General features: G+C 46.1%; 16 protein-coding genes. 5 read left to right on the top strand and 11 right to left on the bottom strand.

Annotated features, from left to right (window positions below):
- Positions 1 to 20: 20 nt before the first annotated feature.
- The 6 genes from TSUB_RS06690 to TSUB_RS06665 form a co-directional block, all read right to left on the bottom strand.
- Positions 21 to 317, bottom strand: a complete 297-nt coding sequence (locus TSUB_RS06690; protein ID WP_087018666.1) for a hypothetical protein — start codon at positions 315 to 317, stop codon at positions 21 to 23.
- Positions 318 to 700: 383 nt separating this feature from the next.
- Positions 701 to 2,173 (bottom strand): lytic polysaccharide monooxygenase, encoded by a 1,473-nt coding sequence (locus tag TSUB_RS06685; protein ID WP_087018668.1) that lies wholly within the window; start codon positions 2,171 to 2,173, stop codon positions 701 to 703.
- A gap of 620 nt (positions 2,174 to 2,793) precedes the next feature.
- Positions 2,794 to 3,819, bottom strand: coding sequence for an IS110 family RNA-guided transposase (locus TSUB_RS06680; protein WP_087018670.1), 1,026 nt, complete (start codon positions 3,817 to 3,819; stop codon positions 2,794 to 2,796).
- A gap of 153 nt (positions 3,820 to 3,972) precedes the next feature.
- Complete coding sequence (locus TSUB_RS06675) at positions 3,973 to 4,542, bottom strand: class I SAM-dependent methyltransferase (RefSeq protein ID WP_087018672.1); 570 nt, start codon at positions 4,540 to 4,542, stop codon at positions 3,973 to 3,975.
- A 91-nt stretch (positions 4,543 to 4,633) separates the two neighbouring features.
- Entirely contained in the window at positions 4,634 to 5,089 is a 456-nt protein-coding gene (locus tag TSUB_RS06670) for a MarR family transcriptional regulator (protein WP_087018674.1), read from the bottom strand.
- Between the two features lie 95 nt (positions 5,090 to 5,184).
- Positions 5,185 to 5,865, bottom strand: coding sequence for an NUDIX hydrolase (locus tag TSUB_RS06665; protein WP_246616414.1), 681 nt, complete (start codon positions 5,863 to 5,865; stop codon positions 5,185 to 5,187).
- A 312-nt stretch (positions 5,866 to 6,177) separates the two neighbouring features.
- Between TSUB_RS06665 and TSUB_RS06660 the strand changes: the two genes are divergently transcribed.
- The 4 genes from TSUB_RS06660 to TSUB_RS06645 all read left to right on the top strand — a co-directional run bounded on the left by TSUB_RS06660 (position 6,178) and on the right by TSUB_RS06645 (position 10,816).
- Positions 6,178 to 7,182 carry an SPFH domain-containing protein gene (locus TSUB_RS06660; RefSeq protein WP_087018678.1) on the top strand — a complete coding sequence of 335 codons (1,005 nt, stop codon included), beginning with the start codon at positions 6,178 to 6,180 and terminating at the stop codon, positions 7,180 to 7,182.
- Positions 7,183 to 7,191: 9 nt separating this feature from the next.
- Positions 7,192 to 8,109: a diacylglycerol kinase catalytic domain-containing protein gene (locus TSUB_RS06655; protein WP_087018680.1), complete on the top strand. Its 918-nt coding sequence runs from the start codon at positions 7,192 to 7,194 to the stop codon at positions 8,107 to 8,109.
- Positions 8,110 to 8,572: 463 nt separating this feature from the next.
- Positions 8,573 to 9,682 carry an SPFH domain-containing protein gene (locus tag TSUB_RS06650; RefSeq protein WP_087017470.1) on the top strand — a complete coding sequence of 370 codons (1,110 nt, stop codon included), beginning with the start codon at positions 8,573 to 8,575 and terminating at the stop codon, positions 9,680 to 9,682.
- Positions 9,683 to 10,816 (top strand): TFIIB-type zinc ribbon-containing protein, encoded by a 1,134-nt coding sequence (locus TSUB_RS06645; RefSeq protein ID WP_087017468.1) that lies wholly within the window; start codon positions 9,683 to 9,685, stop codon positions 10,814 to 10,816.
- Between the two features lie 108 nt (positions 10,817 to 10,924).
- Here the strand turns inward: TSUB_RS06645 and TSUB_RS06640 are convergent, their stop codons facing one another.
- From TSUB_RS06640 to TSUB_RS06630, 3 genes are all read right to left on the bottom strand, one after another.
- Entirely contained in the window at positions 10,925 to 11,356 is a 432-nt protein-coding gene (locus TSUB_RS06640) for a hypothetical protein (RefSeq protein WP_246616413.1), read from the bottom strand.
- 859 nt (positions 11,357 to 12,215) lie between these two features.
- Positions 12,216 to 13,316, bottom strand: a complete 1,101-nt coding sequence (locus tag TSUB_RS06635; protein WP_087020299.1) for an alkene reductase — start codon at positions 13,314 to 13,316, stop codon at positions 12,216 to 12,218.
- Positions 13,317 to 13,491: 175 nt separating this feature from the next.
- The gene (locus tag TSUB_RS06630) at positions 13,492 to 14,373 is read right to left on the bottom strand and encodes a LysR family transcriptional regulator (RefSeq protein WP_087020302.1); all 882 of its coding nucleotides are present in this window, start codon (positions 14,371 to 14,373) and stop codon (positions 13,492 to 13,494) included.
- A gap of 74 nt (positions 14,374 to 14,447) precedes the next feature.
- On the opposite strand from TSUB_RS06630, the gene TSUB_RS06625 reads away from it, so the two are divergent.
- Positions 14,448 to 14,687, top strand: a complete 240-nt coding sequence (locus tag TSUB_RS06625; RefSeq protein WP_087020305.1) for a Rho-binding antiterminator — start codon at positions 14,448 to 14,450, stop codon at positions 14,685 to 14,687.
- A gap of 6 nt (positions 14,688 to 14,693) precedes the next feature.
- On the opposite strand, the gene TSUB_RS06620 is transcribed toward TSUB_RS06625, so the two are convergent.
- Together TSUB_RS06620 and TSUB_RS06615 are read right to left on the bottom strand one after the other, a co-directional pair.
- Positions 14,694 to 15,641: a thioredoxin fold domain-containing protein gene (locus tag TSUB_RS06620; protein ID WP_087020308.1), complete on the bottom strand. Its 948-nt coding sequence runs from the start codon at positions 15,639 to 15,641 to the stop codon at positions 14,694 to 14,696.
- A 7-nt stretch (positions 15,642 to 15,648) separates the two neighbouring features.
- A complete protein-coding gene (locus tag TSUB_RS06615) occupies positions 15,649 to 16,101 on the bottom strand; it encodes a hypothetical protein (RefSeq protein WP_087020311.1) in 453 nt (150 codons plus the stop codon).
- Positions 16,102 to 16,103 lie beyond the last annotated feature (2 nt).

Genomic DNA, 16,103 nt, shown 5'->3' with positions numbered 1-16,103 from the left:
TTCAGTTTCGACGATGCCTGCTAGAAGGTTTCAAAGTCCTCGAATTCGCTGCGTTTAAAGCGCAACTCCGCTTCTAGTTCACACGCTGCGGCCCAAACCATCTGCTCTTTATCACTGAGCACATTCATTGCCTCTTGGGCTATCTGTTGCCACTTGTCTTCCTGTCCTACGAAGTCGTCCACTTGATTTGCAAACAAGCTTCGAAACTCTTCCGTAGTCGGCATTCTCTGATGCTCTTGTTCAAACTGTTGAAAAATGGCATCCACAGCGAAACTAATGTCTCGCTTGATACCTGAAAAATCGTCAGTTGATATCATGATTGGCTCCTTTTCGACGGGTGGCGACACTCGGCAAAACAACAACGACAACTTACCGTTCCTTCTTCTACTTGATCCCGATAGATTCGGTTCAAGCGATTAAGCACGTCTGCGACGTACTTCAATAAACCCTAGTCGAAGATTTTAACTAATGACACATACTTTAATGACGACAATTTAGACACTGTTCATTTATCTTTCCACTCAAAAGAAAAGACAGCTGAAATCAGTTGCCTAGCCCCTCAATGAAAACGATTACATCAATCACATCGAAAGATGAATAGTTTGACTAATTCCGAAAATAAAGATGATTACTCCAGAAGTGTGGCGATTTTCAATGTCATTCATCGAAAATCGCCATGGTTACCTGATAGGGCTGCGAATTAACGTTTTATCCAAGCATCCGTCCAGTTTGAACCTACACCAGGTTCATAGTGGTTTTGTGCAGCGGTGTAGATACGACACCAACCCTCATAAGGAAAAGGCTTACACTCGTAAATGCCACCATCAGCGCCAAGCACTTTGGTACCGGCTTTATAGATGGCAAGGCCATCTGGGAACACAAAATCGTACTCACCGTTTGATGGTGCAGTTACTGACGTCGTTACACTGCTCAAAGGCCACTCTTTGCCCTCGGCGTCAGTCGCAAAGCTCTCGACTGTGTATGTGCCCGCTTGAGAAACAACAACACTTAACGTTGCCGGTGAGTTGCCGATCTGCTGATCGACCGTTACGCCCTGGCTATCTTTAACCACCAGCGCAATCGGATACACATCTGCGCTAGCAAATGCTGCCTCGATCACCGCTTGGTTATTCGCATCCAAGGTGTAGTTAGGTGCGATACCCGTCACGGTGACATCGGGGGCGACCACTTCAACACGGAGATCCATCGCATAGCTGAACTGGGTGTCCGTTACATAAACCTGATTCGCATACAGATCCGCGGCGTTGAACTGGATGTTACCTTCACCATCTGCAACCCCCACTTGGATTAAACTGCCATGTTGCCCATTTAGCGTTGTCGCAAGTTCTTGCTGCCATTGTGCGATGTTTTGCGCCGTAATCGGCAGTTTTTCAAAGACAAGCTCTGATCCCTGCGCATCAAAGAGACGGAACCACACACTCTCTCCTTCTGATGGCGCAAACCCTGCTTTTAGGAAGGGGCCTATCGCGCTCCATACTGGTGCCGGAGCATCCCCTTCAAAACGAATGTCGCTACAGTTATAAAAGCCTTCACCCGCAGGATCTTCACGTTGCCAACGCACCATTAGTGTCGCATCACCTGTCCTACCCGCTGGCAGAGTGACATCAAACTCATAGTAGCGACCATTGTTCTTGCTGATGACGGGAATATCGCCCACATAACCAATTTGCTCTAAATCATTCCACGTTAAACGCGAACTTTCCGCCCGATAACCCGGCTTAGACAGATAGATTTCCCAGTAACTCGGGTTATGCGGCGCTGTCGCTAAAAACTCGAGCGTAAAGGTTTGCCCAGCCGCCATCGTCGTGCGAGTCCAATGTTCAGACGCAACACTCATACCTGATTTCGAGTTATCGCCCCCAGAACAGATATTGCCATCTTTCACCACTGACTTTACCGCTTCCGGCACATCATAGCGGGCAACATTCGCGGCAAATTCATTGATTTGTACAAAAGGATAAGTGCCACTCTCTTGAAAAGCGGCACGACAACCTAAATTACTGATTGTTGAACCATTTGAGCTACCCCAGTGCCCGCCTTGTTCTGCACAGATAACCTGACGCGCTTTAGGGAACGTGGTGTAACCATGGGCATTAGCAAATAGTGGTGCTAGCGCAAAACAACTTGCTATCCCAATCGTTAACTTGTTCATGATTAAATCCTTTAAATTATTGGCTGATACTTTTCTTATATCCAAGGCTTTCACTTGGGGATGCCTAAACTAGTTCAAACTATTGATAAGAAAGTCAAATTCATGTCAACCGTTGAACTGTCTCCTCATACCGAGACATAGGTTCCAATTACACAGCGGTCATTGGGCCTGCTGAGGGCCCCTATCCCAGCCCGCTATAAACTTGTCAATAATAGAAAGATGTTGAGAAAGTTGGATGGGCAAGTCTTAAAACACGGAAATTGCTCTAGGCAATAAATAGCAAAGTACCGTTTCTTTTCAGTCATACTTGAAGGAGGATCTAACTATTTTAGAAGTGTGAGGCAGGAGAAAGCGCTTATACTCAAATATGGTCTTCCCTCTATTGGCAAGATACCAATGTCGATAAAAGGGACAGGTTGCTTTCATATATCCGGCCTATGCGTGAAGCTCGTGTGGCTTCTGGCCTTGATGACACTTCGCGCATATAGCCCTTATCAAATTAACGGTTTTGGTAAACCTTTGAGTATATCAGGGTCCCTATATGCTGGTCTTACCTGTTTTTCATCTAAACTGCTATCTACGCAATATCTGGTGTGTGACGCTTTATTTAAATCTTTCTGTTAAACCGCCGCTGGCGCTTTATAGCTTTCTCCTCCGCAGATAATGACCCACGCGATACGGATTATCTTATTCGCCAGCGCCACCACAGCCTTGTTAAAACCTCGCCTTTCAACCAGCCGCAATATCCATTGACTAAGCCTGTCTGTTTTGCCATCGGCTCGACTCACAACCGCTCTTGCACCATGAACCACGAGTGACCTTAACTGCTGATTCCCTCGCTTTGTAATGCCAAGCAATACCTCTCGACCTCCCGTGCTAAATTGCTTGGGCACTAAACCTAAGGCTGCTGACGCATCACGCCCTCGTTTAAATTGCTCACCACTTCCCATCCAGGCTCTTAAGGAAAAACTCACCACGGGACCAATGCCTGGCACTTTTATCAAACGCTGACAAACGTCTTTTTGCTTCACTTTTTCAGCCAACCTTTCGTCGTACCACTGTAGCTCTTCGTCGAGCCTTTCGAGTTGTGTGTATTGCCTGAATAAAAGCGCTCGAAATTCGTCGGTTAAGCCGTTCTCAACATCTTCTAGAATAAAAGGCAGCGTTTTACGCAATACCTGACTTCCTCTCGCCAGCACTACCCCATACTCCGCCAGCAGCCCTCTCACATGATTGATTAAGCGCTTTCTGTCACTACTCACGTGTTGACGCATGAGCAAAAAAGTTTGGTCGTCTTGCTGCGCTAGGGATTTGACCGCAACGGGGCGAATCGCACCGTGCTGACACGCTTCTGCGATGGCCTTTGCATCGTTATAGTCATTCTTTTGGCCTCGTAAATAGCCTTTCACATGCTGAGCGGGAAGTAATACAACAGAGTGCCCTAGCTGGCCTATTTTTCGTCCCCAGTAATGCGCTGTACCGCATGCTTCCATCGCAATGACACAAGTCTCTAGCTTCGAGAGATAGCCAATGAGCTGTTGTCGATTTAATTTCTTTCTCTCAACTTGCTTACCCTGTTTGTCCAACATGATGAGGTAAAAAGTATTCTTTGCTAAATCGATACCAATGGTTTTACACTTATTCATGGCCTTCCCTCGTTTTTAGATAGGCGATTTATCAACGCTATCTTGGCACATTGCGATGCCGATTAGTGCGAGGGAAGACCATTACATCAAAAAGACGCCAAAAGCGTCTTTTATCTCATCGCTCTTTGTTAGCTGCATTCCCCCGCCAACCCATCACTCGGCATCTCCTTCTGCGGCTTTGCATAACAAAAATGACTTTGAAAGAAACACTTTCGGCCCGTCTTGAACCTGCATTCCTAACTGGGTTGCCGCTTCTAGATACTCGGGAATACGACGATCAAACCAGAACTCAATCAAAAGTAACTGACCACCTGGCCTTAGCGCAGCGGTGATATCCTTCATCACTTGCGTAACATCACCCACTTCGTGAATAACGTAAAACGCCACGGCGAAGTCGACACTCTCTTGGTACACTTCGCAACCAATCCCTTTACCTTCCTCATAAAGTGAAAATTCGATATTAGCTGCATTGTATGTTTGCTGTGCAATGTTAAGCATCCCTTGCTGACAATCGACGGCCCATACCTCACCAAACTCTCCCGTGAGTCGGTGTAACGCTTGCAAGGCAAAGCCACCCCCGCAACCAAAGTCCATCACCTTCATACCCGGCTTGATATAAGGTGCAAAAAGATCAAATGGGTTCTGCAACCAATGTCGCCAACGGCGGTTTAACCCTTTTGCATGCTCTACTGCCATAGGTGTCCCTGCATGTGCAAATGCCATATGTCCTCCACGCTCTAACACTTCAAAAACAAAATAGTTTAGCTGCTAAACCATCTAACCAAAAACAAGCAGCCATCGCTGCTCATAATATTTATACGCTCTTATCTTGAGCAGAAAATTGCGCGATAAGCGGTGAGAGTTCCGTCATTACGCCATTCAGTCGCCCAAGAAACGCAGGCAACTCATCACCAAAATGATCACTGAACATATTTTCCATTTCCCGATGATAGTCTGCATGATGTTGATACGCGATCTCACCGACTTCGGTGAGTGATATCAGCATCTCTTTTTTTGAATGCGGACTCGGATCGCGCTTCACCAACCCCTTTTTCACTAATTTAGTCACCATTTGACTCGCCGCACCCTTGGTCACCCCCTGCATATGCGCGAGCGACATTAACGTGATTGGCGCACTATCACCGATCGCTTCAACAGAGTGAATTTCAGCGCGGTGTATTAGCATTTCGGTACCAAAATAATTCGGGCGACTCTCGATTTCATGCACACGATTCACCAAGCGCAAAAAACGCTCTATTGTCGTGTCCACTTCTCCATCTCTCTTTTTCACGGGATGCCCAAAAATAGTTTAGCTGCTAAACAAAATACAGAAATCAGGACGATTTGCAAATTATTTATTGCCGTCTAAGCAGAAAGATTGCGCTCAAAATGGGTAATATCGACGCCGGATTTGACCCGATACAACTTGGCTCTTCGGCGTCCTGTTGCAACGTACTCATCTGTTTCTTCCAACATATCCGCGTTTTCTATTCGACGCATCAGAGATTTGCGTTGAATTTCCTTTCCAATAATCGCTTCGATCACGCCTTTCAATGCCCCAACGGTAAAACGCTCAGGTAAACAGTAGACAGGCAGCATCGAATAAAGCGCTTTTTGCTTTAAACGCTCATGCGCATCAACAACAATATGTCGGTGATCAAAGGCCATACTGAGGTCATTCAGCGCAGCGACGTCGATCCACTTAGCATCTTCAACACTCGCTATGTGATGTGAAGCTGCTTGAAAACCGATCAGCGCATAATAAACCAAAGTCACACTGTACCCGCGCGGGTCGCGCTCCGAGCCTGAGTACGTCTTAAGCTGCTCCAAATACGCTGGCACCACCCCCGCTTTTTGCTCCAGCTTTCGTTTCGCGGTTGCATCGGTATCTTTATCCAATGCGATATCAACGTACCCTCCCGGTAAAGACCACAGCCCTTCATAAGGCGCGACGGCGCGTTTAACGAGTAACACTTTTAACTGTTGTTCCACCACAGTGAATAAAACACTGTCGACAGAAAATAGCGGGAGTTCGAACGATTTCACCCTGTTATCCATATGTGACTTTATGACTTATATGTTGACTAATTATCCCACCTAGCCTTCAAGTTCCGTTCCTTCCTGACAAGCCTAAAAACGCGACTGAAAAAACATTTTGAGGTGGTGCGAAGACAGAAGTCTTTCATGAAGAGGGGCACAGCACAAGCAAGCGCTCCCGGTTAGTGACATCAATCGCAAACCCAGAGAAAAACCACTGCAAAACCATCTCGGTTTTACTCTGAGCAAAAAACAACCTTGATTATATGTCACTAAGACACTATTAATATAAGTGTCCCATCGACACATAAGGAGAAAATCATGTTTGGGTTAAATTTTTTTAAGGCAACACCAAGTACCTACGTCATGCTGTTTCGCAACGGGCAACTGACCAAAGAAGGTGCCGGGGCTAACTTCTATTACGCGTCACTCGGCGCATCGATAATCAATGTGCCACTCGCGAGTCGCGAGATTCCTTTTGCTTTTCGCATGAAATCTCAAGATTACCAAGATCTCACTATTCAAGGGCAAATCACCTACCAGATCACTGAGCCCAAACTTGCAGCGAAAATGCTCGATTTCACGGTAAACAATAAAGGGCAATACCTCAGCGAAGACCCTGAGAAAATCGAGGAACGTATCATTCGCTCACTACAAGTCTTGGTCAGAAATGAAATTGAAAAGAGAGATCTGGTTGAAGCATTAAGTTTTGCAAAGGCACTCACAGAAGCGATCCAATCGCAACTGCCAACGCAAAGTGCCATTAATTCAATGGGTATCACCGTCAATGAACTCGCTTTTACCCAGATTCAACCATCGCCAGAGACTGCGAAAGCACTCGAGGCCGAAGCGCGAGAAGAGATGCTCAAACAAGCCGATACCGCCATTTACTCTCGCCGCCTTGCTAGCATCGAGCAAGAGCAACAAGTGAAAGAAAAAGAACTCGACACTGAAAAAGCCATCATGGCAAAACAGCAAAACCTAGAGAAACAAAAACTGCAAGCCAAGCGTGAGCAACAACAAACACAGTTCACCATTGATCAAGAAAAGTTAGAAGCGCAGACGTTGAAAGAAGAGGAGCGCAGTAGGCTGGTCGAGTTAGAAAACACCAATGCGCAATCACGTGCTGATAGTAAAGCTTACGCCATTGAGAAAACCCTCAGGGCCTATGAGAGCATTGATACGGAACGCTTGCGCATTATGAGTATGAGCGGGCAAGCGCCTGAACAACTCATTGCCCAAGCGATTGAGAACCTCACTCAAGGCGAAAATCGCGTCGGCAACTTAAATTTATCGCCTGAGCTACTTCAGTCACTGGTGAAATAAGGAGGCGATATGATCACGGATCGAAAATTCGTTCTTGTCACTCGCAAAACACGGTTGATGGAACTCAAAGAGAAATACTGCACCTTAGGGCAAGCCAAGTTTTATTTAGAGCATCTCGGTGAATCCTTTGACCAATACGAAGACGAACATCAGCAATTTTTAGCGGTTAAACAGAACGTACAACGCACACTCTTCAACCTTGGCAGAGTACTGGAGCTCGACAGGGAGCTCCTCCCTACCTACTTGTTTCAAGCCGACGACATTGTTGTTGTCCTCGGACAAGATGGTTTAGTCGCAAACACCTTAAAATACTTAACGACACAACCCGTGATCGCGATTAACCCATTACCTGCCTTGTTTGATGGCATACTTCTACCGTTCAAGCCTTCGCAAGTACGTGACATCGTATTGGCAACACTCAACCAAGAGGTCCGTATACAAGCGATTACCCTAGCCGAGGCCACAACCAACCTTGGCCACAGCATGCTGGCAGTAAACGACCTTTTCATCGGCCCGCGTAGTCACACGTCGGCCCGCTACCGACTCGAGATTAGCAATGCCAGTGAAGAGCAATGTTCTAGCGGCATTATCGTTTCAACAGGACTTGGCTCAACAGGATGGATGAAAAGCATCATTACGGGCGCATGCGCCATTGCAGGGCAGAACAACAAAGACTCGAAACCCGTGCCATGGGATGAGAAATCTCTGACCTACGCCGTGAGAGAGCCCTTTCCATCAGCAACCAGTCAATGCGCAAAGGTCTTTGGCCGAATAACGCCACGCAACCATCTCACGCTAACATCACGGATGCCGGAGAATGGTGTCATCTTCTCCGATGGCCTAGAGCAAGACGCCATCGCGTTCAATGCCGGTACCGTCGCAACGATCTCAATCAGCGCCAGCAGTGGGAGTTTGGTGTTGGGGTGATAATGATATGTCGAATTTCAATGCAAAGATTAAATCAACCGACAACAATCTTATATTGATACAGCAAATGAGCAACCATCCATTCATACGGAATTATATAAGTAGACTAACATTGTTCAATTTCAATCCTAGAAGCAAATCCCAAATATATAAATTAAGAAACAGATGCGCTCTCTAACTGCTACACAAATAAAGTTACATCCCTCAAAATCGAAACATATACATGGCGGATATTGCATAGCAGTTCGTATACGCGCCAATACAGTAGCATGTTAGTCACATATTTCGACTAGTGAGTATTGCTTAACAAGAAGTTTCAGAATATCCAAACACCGCCGCTGAAAGCAGAGACTAAATAGTCTTTCTGAAGCAGGCTCGAATTTTCAATGCTTACCCTATCTGAACTTCCTTTTGATCAATATAAATAAATGCCTATTAGAAATAATGATAAGGAACTCCATCAATGGGATTTTGGAATAAAATTGTCGGCGAACTCGTCGATATTATCGAGTGGACAGATACCAGTAACAACACCCTTGTTTGGCGATTTGAGCGATATCAAAATGAGATCAAAAATGGTGCGCAGCTCACCGTCCGTCCTGGTCAAGTCGCAATATTCGTCAATGAGGGTCAAATTGCCGATATCTTCGACCCAGGTATGTATACACTCGCCACATCCAACTTACCGATTCTCGCCACTCTGAAAGGCTGGAAACACGGTTTTAACTCGCCATTCAAAGCTGAAGTGTATTTTATTAATACCCGCCTTTATACCGATAACAAATGGGGGACAACCAACCCAATCATGATGCGTGACCAAGAATTTGGAATGGTACGTATTCGTGCATTTGGTAGCTTTGATATTCAAGTGAGCGACCCACGAAAACTGCTAGAGCAAGTCGTTGGTACGAGTGGCTATTTTAGGATAGATGATATCCATAATCAGCTCCGTTCACTTGCGGTATCACGCTTTTCTGATGCAGTTGCTGAAAGTAATATTCCTGTTCTTGATTTAGCTGCAAACTACAATGAATTTTCCTCTTTCATGAAAGAGAAAATGGTTGATGACTTCGATAGCTATGGTTTAACGCTTAGTAAATTTGTTGTCGAAAACATTTCATTGCCTAAAGATGTTGAAGCGGTATTAGACAAGCGTACCTCAATGGGGATTTTAGGCGACCTCAACCAATACACTCAGTATCAGACCGCAAATGCTATCGAAACAGCAGCTGAAAAAGGCGGCAATGCGAGTGCAGGACTCGAGATGGGCATGGGCTTTGCCATGGCTCAAAATATGGCAAATGCCATGAACCCACAAAGTAACACTAGCTCGCCAAGTCCACACTCTGCTCCGCCACCTTTGCCAACACAAACCCTGTATTACATTGCTGTAAATGGCCAACAAACCGGTCCCTTCGGCATCGAACAAATTAAAGCGCAAATCAGCAGCAATACACTCACCCAAGAAACCTTAGTTTGGGCTGAAGGCATGCCAAACTGGCAGAAAGCTAATGAAGTGAGTGCACTAAAAGTACTGTTTTCTGTTGCACCACCACCAATTCCTGGAGCATAAATGTCAAACGTAGCAAGTTGTGAAAACTGTGGTGCTGACCTTCACTTTACGCCTGGTAGTAAGGGATTGACCTGTGGTTACTGTCAGCACTACACCGCCTTTAAATTTGAATCGACATCGCAAAAGGCCAACACAGAGTTAGATCTCACTCGTTACATCAACGGTACAACAACAATTGAAGACGAATATGAGAGCCATACTCTTGACTGCATGACCTGCGGCGCAAAAACAGAACTGGGTGAAGAGACACACTCTACATTGTGCCCTTTTTGCGGTACCCCCTACGTCACAACAAGTACACAATCCTCTCGGCAGATCAAAACTCAAGGTGTACTTCCATTCAAACTGCAACGAAAAGAAGCGAGAGATAATTTTCAAGCATGGATAAGGGGACTTTGGTTCGCCCCTACGAAGCTGAAAAAGCAAATTACCCAACATGATCAATTTCAGGGGGTTTATCTTCCCTATTGGACCTACGATTGTGATACCTACACTGACTATAATGGGCGAAGAGGCGACTACTATTATGAAAATGTCACTCGAACAAACTCAGAAGGTAAAAAAGAAACCAAGCGAGAAAGGCGAACACGTTGGACAAACGTCTCTGGCAAGGTAACCACCAGCTTCGATGATATCCTTATTCCTGCGACACAATCTGTCCCTCAAAAAACGCTTGATAAACTTGAACCTTGGGACCTTACGCAAATAGTGGATTACAACAAGCAATACTTAGTAGGTTTTGTCGCCGAAAACTACCAGATCGATGTACTATCTGGCTATAAACTTGCCCAAAAGAAAATGGATGCCCCAATAGAAAAAGCCGTAAAGCGAAAAATTGGTGGTGATAAGCAGTCTATTTCATCTAAAAATATCACCTATAAGGGGCAAACATTTAAGCACATTTTGCTGCCTGCCTGGATGTCCTCTTATCAGTTCCAAGGTAAGGCTTACCAAATCGTCGTCAATGCACAAACCGGCGAAGTTCAAGGTGACCGCCCGTACTGCAAAATTAAGATTGGCGTCGCACTGTTTTGTTTTGCGATCTTCATTATACTGCTGTTCATCATTAACCCAGAGCTCGCTGGTTATGTGCTTGAAGAGTCTGTTTCAGCAGCTCAACAGTATGTTGAATAAAGCAAATTTCAACCCTCTCCTACACCACACGCTATCACGTCTACTAGACGTGACAGCGCTTTATTCACACATACTGTTTTTTCAAGCTAACACATTTTTAAAACGCATTTACGGTTGACCATTATCTATCTGTTTGGAGGAAAAGTACTCTACACCAAGCACGATGACCAGCGCCATTACTAGCCAAACAAGCCATTTAAATCCATTTTGAACCAAAGAAACATAGAATGGATTTCCAATGGCCCAATCCATCAATGGCTGACGAATTAAAGCACCTTGCAGAGAAAGTAGTATCGCACTTAATACGAAAGCAGCACCAATTTTGCCAAGCTTATACAGCTTTTCCCTAATTAGCATATAGATAACAGTAATTGCGATGCCATATTCAATTGAGGTTATCATCGCAATCTGGCGCACGTCCCATGACGGTATTACTTGCCGCCCCTCCATTTGGCCCGCTACCCATAGATGAACGCTCTCTGCTGCAACGACATGAATAAAAAATCCAGCTGCGGACGCCAAAGCCGCGACGATAAACATTGATATTCCTTTCATTTTAAGCCTTAACGTTTATATGCAGACAGACTCTTGACTGTGCCCGCGGTTAAAAAGTTCAATAAAAATGACGATGGCTTGATAGTAAACAAGTATTGTATGCCATTTTAGATAGGCAGCAGACATTGCACCTTTTTAGAAAAGTATGAATAAAATGAACCACCAGGCATACGATACATGACGCTATACAACGCCGCACGATGAACTATTTTAAATAAAATCTATAGTAGACATACGATTTTATTCACATGACAAACGCGTCTTTTACTCCGAAAATAAAATAGGGAAACATCCTGTCAATATTCCAACAAAGTCTCCCCAACGCTTGATTCATATACATAACGTAAATGGCCTTAAATTGAGAACACCAGCCATAAAATTCACTATACCCATAATGAAACCAAGAATAGCAAGCACTATTCATTTATAATGCCTGGGAGATATACTCGGATGTTAGTTGCATTTATGGAAAATGAAACCACACAGACTCAAAACAACTTTTAATAGTGGAATTACTATGATTAAACTATATGCAAACTTTTCATATAATCATACACGGCTACACTTTTTCATTGTCACCACCTTTTTTGTATTAACTCTGTGCCTTGGTGGCTACGCCTTATTTCATGAATGTATTTCATCAGCGACTGTAATGTCTCTGGGTATTTTGCCGATCGCCTTTTTGGAAAAGCGTCACAATATAAAACTGAGTTTATACACGGATAAATTCAGAATTAATCAAACACCTCATTATTTCGTTTTTGATAAATCAAAATCTTATTGAGGCGGCTTGAGTATAGATAAAAAGGCAACAGCGCACTGATGCGATCAGTGCGCTTTTTGTTTATATATACGTTGGTTGATACGCAGGATAATCAATGTACCCCACCTCGTCACCGCCGTACAGCGTCAGCCGCGCATCTGCATCAAACTCGGCCAATGGCCATTGATGTTTGAATCGTGCAACGAGATCAGGGTTGGTAACAAAAGGCGTACCAAACGCGACTAAATCCGCATACCCTTTTTCAATCAGCTGCTCTGCGCGCTCTTGGGTCAGTTTTCCCGCCACCATAATGGGATTGGGGTAAACAGCTCGAATATCGCGGCGGAACTGTTCATCAACTTCATTATAGCGTGAGATGTTTTCTGAGAAATGCAGGTAAGCCAAGCGGCGTTCTGCCAATGCTTTTGCCACGTCTATCATCAACATTCGCATTTCTGTATCGTCTTCGGCAAAACCTTCAATCACATGCGGCGAAACACGAATTGCGACTTTATCTGCTCCTATTGCATCGATGACGGCATCCACCACTTCTAGCAGCAAGCGCATCCGGTTTTCTCGGCTTCCACCATAGCCATCGTTACGCTGGTTGCTCGACCGACGTAAGAACTGTTCGATGAGATACCCATGCGCGGCGTGAATCTCAACACCATCAAATCCCGCAAGTATCGCATTCTTGGCCGCTTGGGCGAAATCTGCCACAGTCGCGCTAATTTCCTCTAGGGTCAGTGCTCGAGGGGTTTGCGTTTCAATCATGCCAAATCCCCCTTCAGGTAAGGGACCAAATACTTGATCTGGCTCTTTTAACGCTGATGCCGACACAGGTTGTTCACCGGCGATGGATGCGTGGCTGCGACGACCGACATGCCAAAGCTGAATAAAGGCCTTACCCCCTTGCTGCTTAATCGCAGACGTGACCTTCTTCCAACCCGCAATATGTTGTTCGGTATAGATACCCGGTGTCATCGAGTAACCTCGCGCCACCGCGGAAATGGGCGCCCCTTCTGTGATGATTAATCCTGCGCTCGCGCGCTGCTGATAATAGGTCGCCATCATCTCATTCGGCACGTCTCCAGGTTGCGATGTCCGAGATCGCGTCATGGGTGCCATCGCAATACGATTTGCGACACTGAACCCATCAAATTCAAACTCATTGAATAACATAATAAAAGCCCTCTCAATTCAGATACTCAAGCCACCTCAAGATGCTCGAGTAGATTGAGACGCAGTTTATCAACAGACGTAATTTTCATTTATAGCAATAGAGTCAAATCACTTTTGCGAAATCTGCAAACAATCGCAAACCATGCAAGGGGGTTGCGCATCAAGTCAGCGCACCCTATAGCGTTAACCGAGGTTGAATGAAATCGAGAAAGGCGGAAATGCGCCGCGATACAGACGATGAACGATAGTAAACCGCATTGACGTTTTCTCGTTCGGTGCCTCGCAATGTCATTGACGTTAGCACCGGGACAAGCCGTCCGGATTGGATATCTTCATTAACCATAAATCCAGAAAGACAGGCGATGCCATTACCCGCAATCGCCAACTGACGAATAGTTTCACCACTGCTTGCCGCCAATGTAGGGGCAATGAGTTCACTGCCCGGCAGTGGCCAGTGGTTGAGTGACTTGTTGTGGGTAAACCCGATCCGCTCATACTGCATCAAGGCCCCAATCGTGTCAGGAATCCCAAACTTGTCTAAGTAAGTGGGGGACGCGACAAGAAACAGTTTACTCTCCCCGAGTCGTTTAGCATGCAAAGTAGAATCCGTTAATGGGCCGATACGAATCGCGACATCGACGCGTTTTTCAAGTAAATCAACGTAGCCTTCATTGGACGTCAGCTCAAGATCAATATCGGGATAGGCAGTGCTAAAGGCACGGATGTGTGGGACGATTTGATGCAAAATAAACGGAGAGGCGGCATCAATACGCAGCTTGCCACGTGGCTGTTCACCACTAGCGATAACGGCTTCTTCGGCCTGCAGGAGCTGGGCTAATCCCGTACGTACTGTCACTACAAACGCACGACCTTCTTCAGTAAGTTCTAAACGCCGTGTGGTTCGATTCAGCAAGGTCACACCCAACTGAGATTCCACCTTACTGACCGCGCGCGATACCTTCGCGACATGGCTATCCAGCATCTCTGCCGCGGCAGAAAAACTGCCGCAATCCACCACCGTCAGTAATATCGCTAGATCATCAGAACGGGTACGCATCACTTCTCTCCTTCCCAGATTAGCTCAGTACGATATAGTAAAGATTGCTTTCGCTGCAACTGACAGGATTAAAAATGAAATGTGTTGATTTTGATTTTCTTGAAATCGCTTGTATGTATCGCTTAGAGGTATCACTGACACTCACGTCGGGGGAAGTTTATACGGGCGTCGCCAAAGACATTGTAAAAAATCGCCATTTACAACTCCTTGCTAAAGGAACGGAGGTGCTTGTGTCACTCGATCATCTGCAAAAAATGGACGCAATAACAACCAACCCACACTTTAGCACGGTGACATTTTCGACGTCAGCTTGAGTAAACCTACGGTATGCGCTCAAATTGCTGCTTGATTGATTCCGGCACAACGGTATCAAACTGCGCTGGGTTAAGCGCAATCCCTTCCAAATAAAAATGCGGTTGTACCAAAGGGGTTGATGTTCCCGTCAACATCAATATCTCAAGGCGATTTTTACGTCGCTGAGCGGTTTCGTTACCGACACACGCCGCTTCGGCACTACCGCTGAATGTCACGTCGTCCAAACAGCGCGACACCGTATCAAAAACATACCAGTTGAACTCAGTATCGGCCGCAATCGCGGCGCGTTGTGCTTTCAGCAGATCAATATCATCGGGCACCACAACGAGCATAGCTAAATTACCTTGCCGATGCGTATTGGCAGCATGGAACCCGTACCGTGCCAAGGGTAATTGGAGTGGCGAAGCAGTCGGTAAGTAAGTACTAACCTCATTGTTAGGGGCGATGGTGGGTGCGTGTTGTTGACGTTGCAAACCGCTAATTTGCACCCGTTGTCCTGCGTACCAATATTGCGGCACATATCGAGGTTGATAGGCCTCGACCATGCGGTTGTTCTGTTGCCACACGGCCTGAGCGAGATCCTGATGCTGACAATCTGGCACTGCGCGCTGCACCGCCGCCTTTAACACTGTGTCGTTGACTGGCGTTGCACAGCGAAAGAAAGTGGCAACGCGTTGCTCACTCCGTTCGCCCAAAATCGGCGCCCAAAAGAGAAAAACATTGTAGTCATCAAGCTGGTGACGATTCTCAATGGCGCGCAAACAGTATGGGCAAAAGGGATCTTTGAACATCACTAAAACAGGTGCGCCTTCCTGCCAAGGTTTTAACAAGAAGGCGCCATGAGACTCGGGGGTTGGAATGACTTTTAACGGCGTCGTCACTTCTTCCGCGCTTATCACCAAGCTAAGAAAAACCAAACTCAATATGCTCAAAACGCGTTGTAAGCCCGCCATCTCGTGCTCACTCCTTCGATTCAGCCATCATCTGCTTTGCTAACATCAGCATGTCGGCTTTCTGTGCCTCATTCGCCTGCTTTAGCTGCGCTTGCAAATCTGCCATGGCCACCGTGTCGCCTTGAGAACGTGCGTCATCATAGGCCTGAATGAGTTGCTGCATTTGCGCTTGCTGCTGTTGCACACTCTGCGCCAATTTGTCTCGCTGTGCCACGTTGAGTTGTTGCGGTACGACCGGGTAGTTGATCGGCGCACTTGGGTCTGCCGCTTGCAGGAGTTGCTCCGCATTCGGGGAAGCAACCAGCTCCCCCCCGTTTGGTATGGCCGTTTCTGGTGTCACTGCTACAGACTCTGTTGTCAGCCCGGCATTATCGTCATTGATTTGCGGTTCTTCACTGCACCCTACTACCATCAGCGCAATGAGTATGGCTAAGCCACTTCGTCTCGTTGAGTTCGCCATCC

This window comes from Thaumasiovibrio subtropicus (assembly GCF_019703835.1).
In the GTDB taxonomy this organism is placed as follows: Bacteria; Pseudomonadota; Gammaproteobacteria; order Enterobacterales; family Vibrionaceae; genus Thaumasiovibrio; species Thaumasiovibrio subtropicus.
Note: the sequence above shows the minus strand (reverse complement) of the source record. Positions and strands in the feature narration are given on the sequence as shown.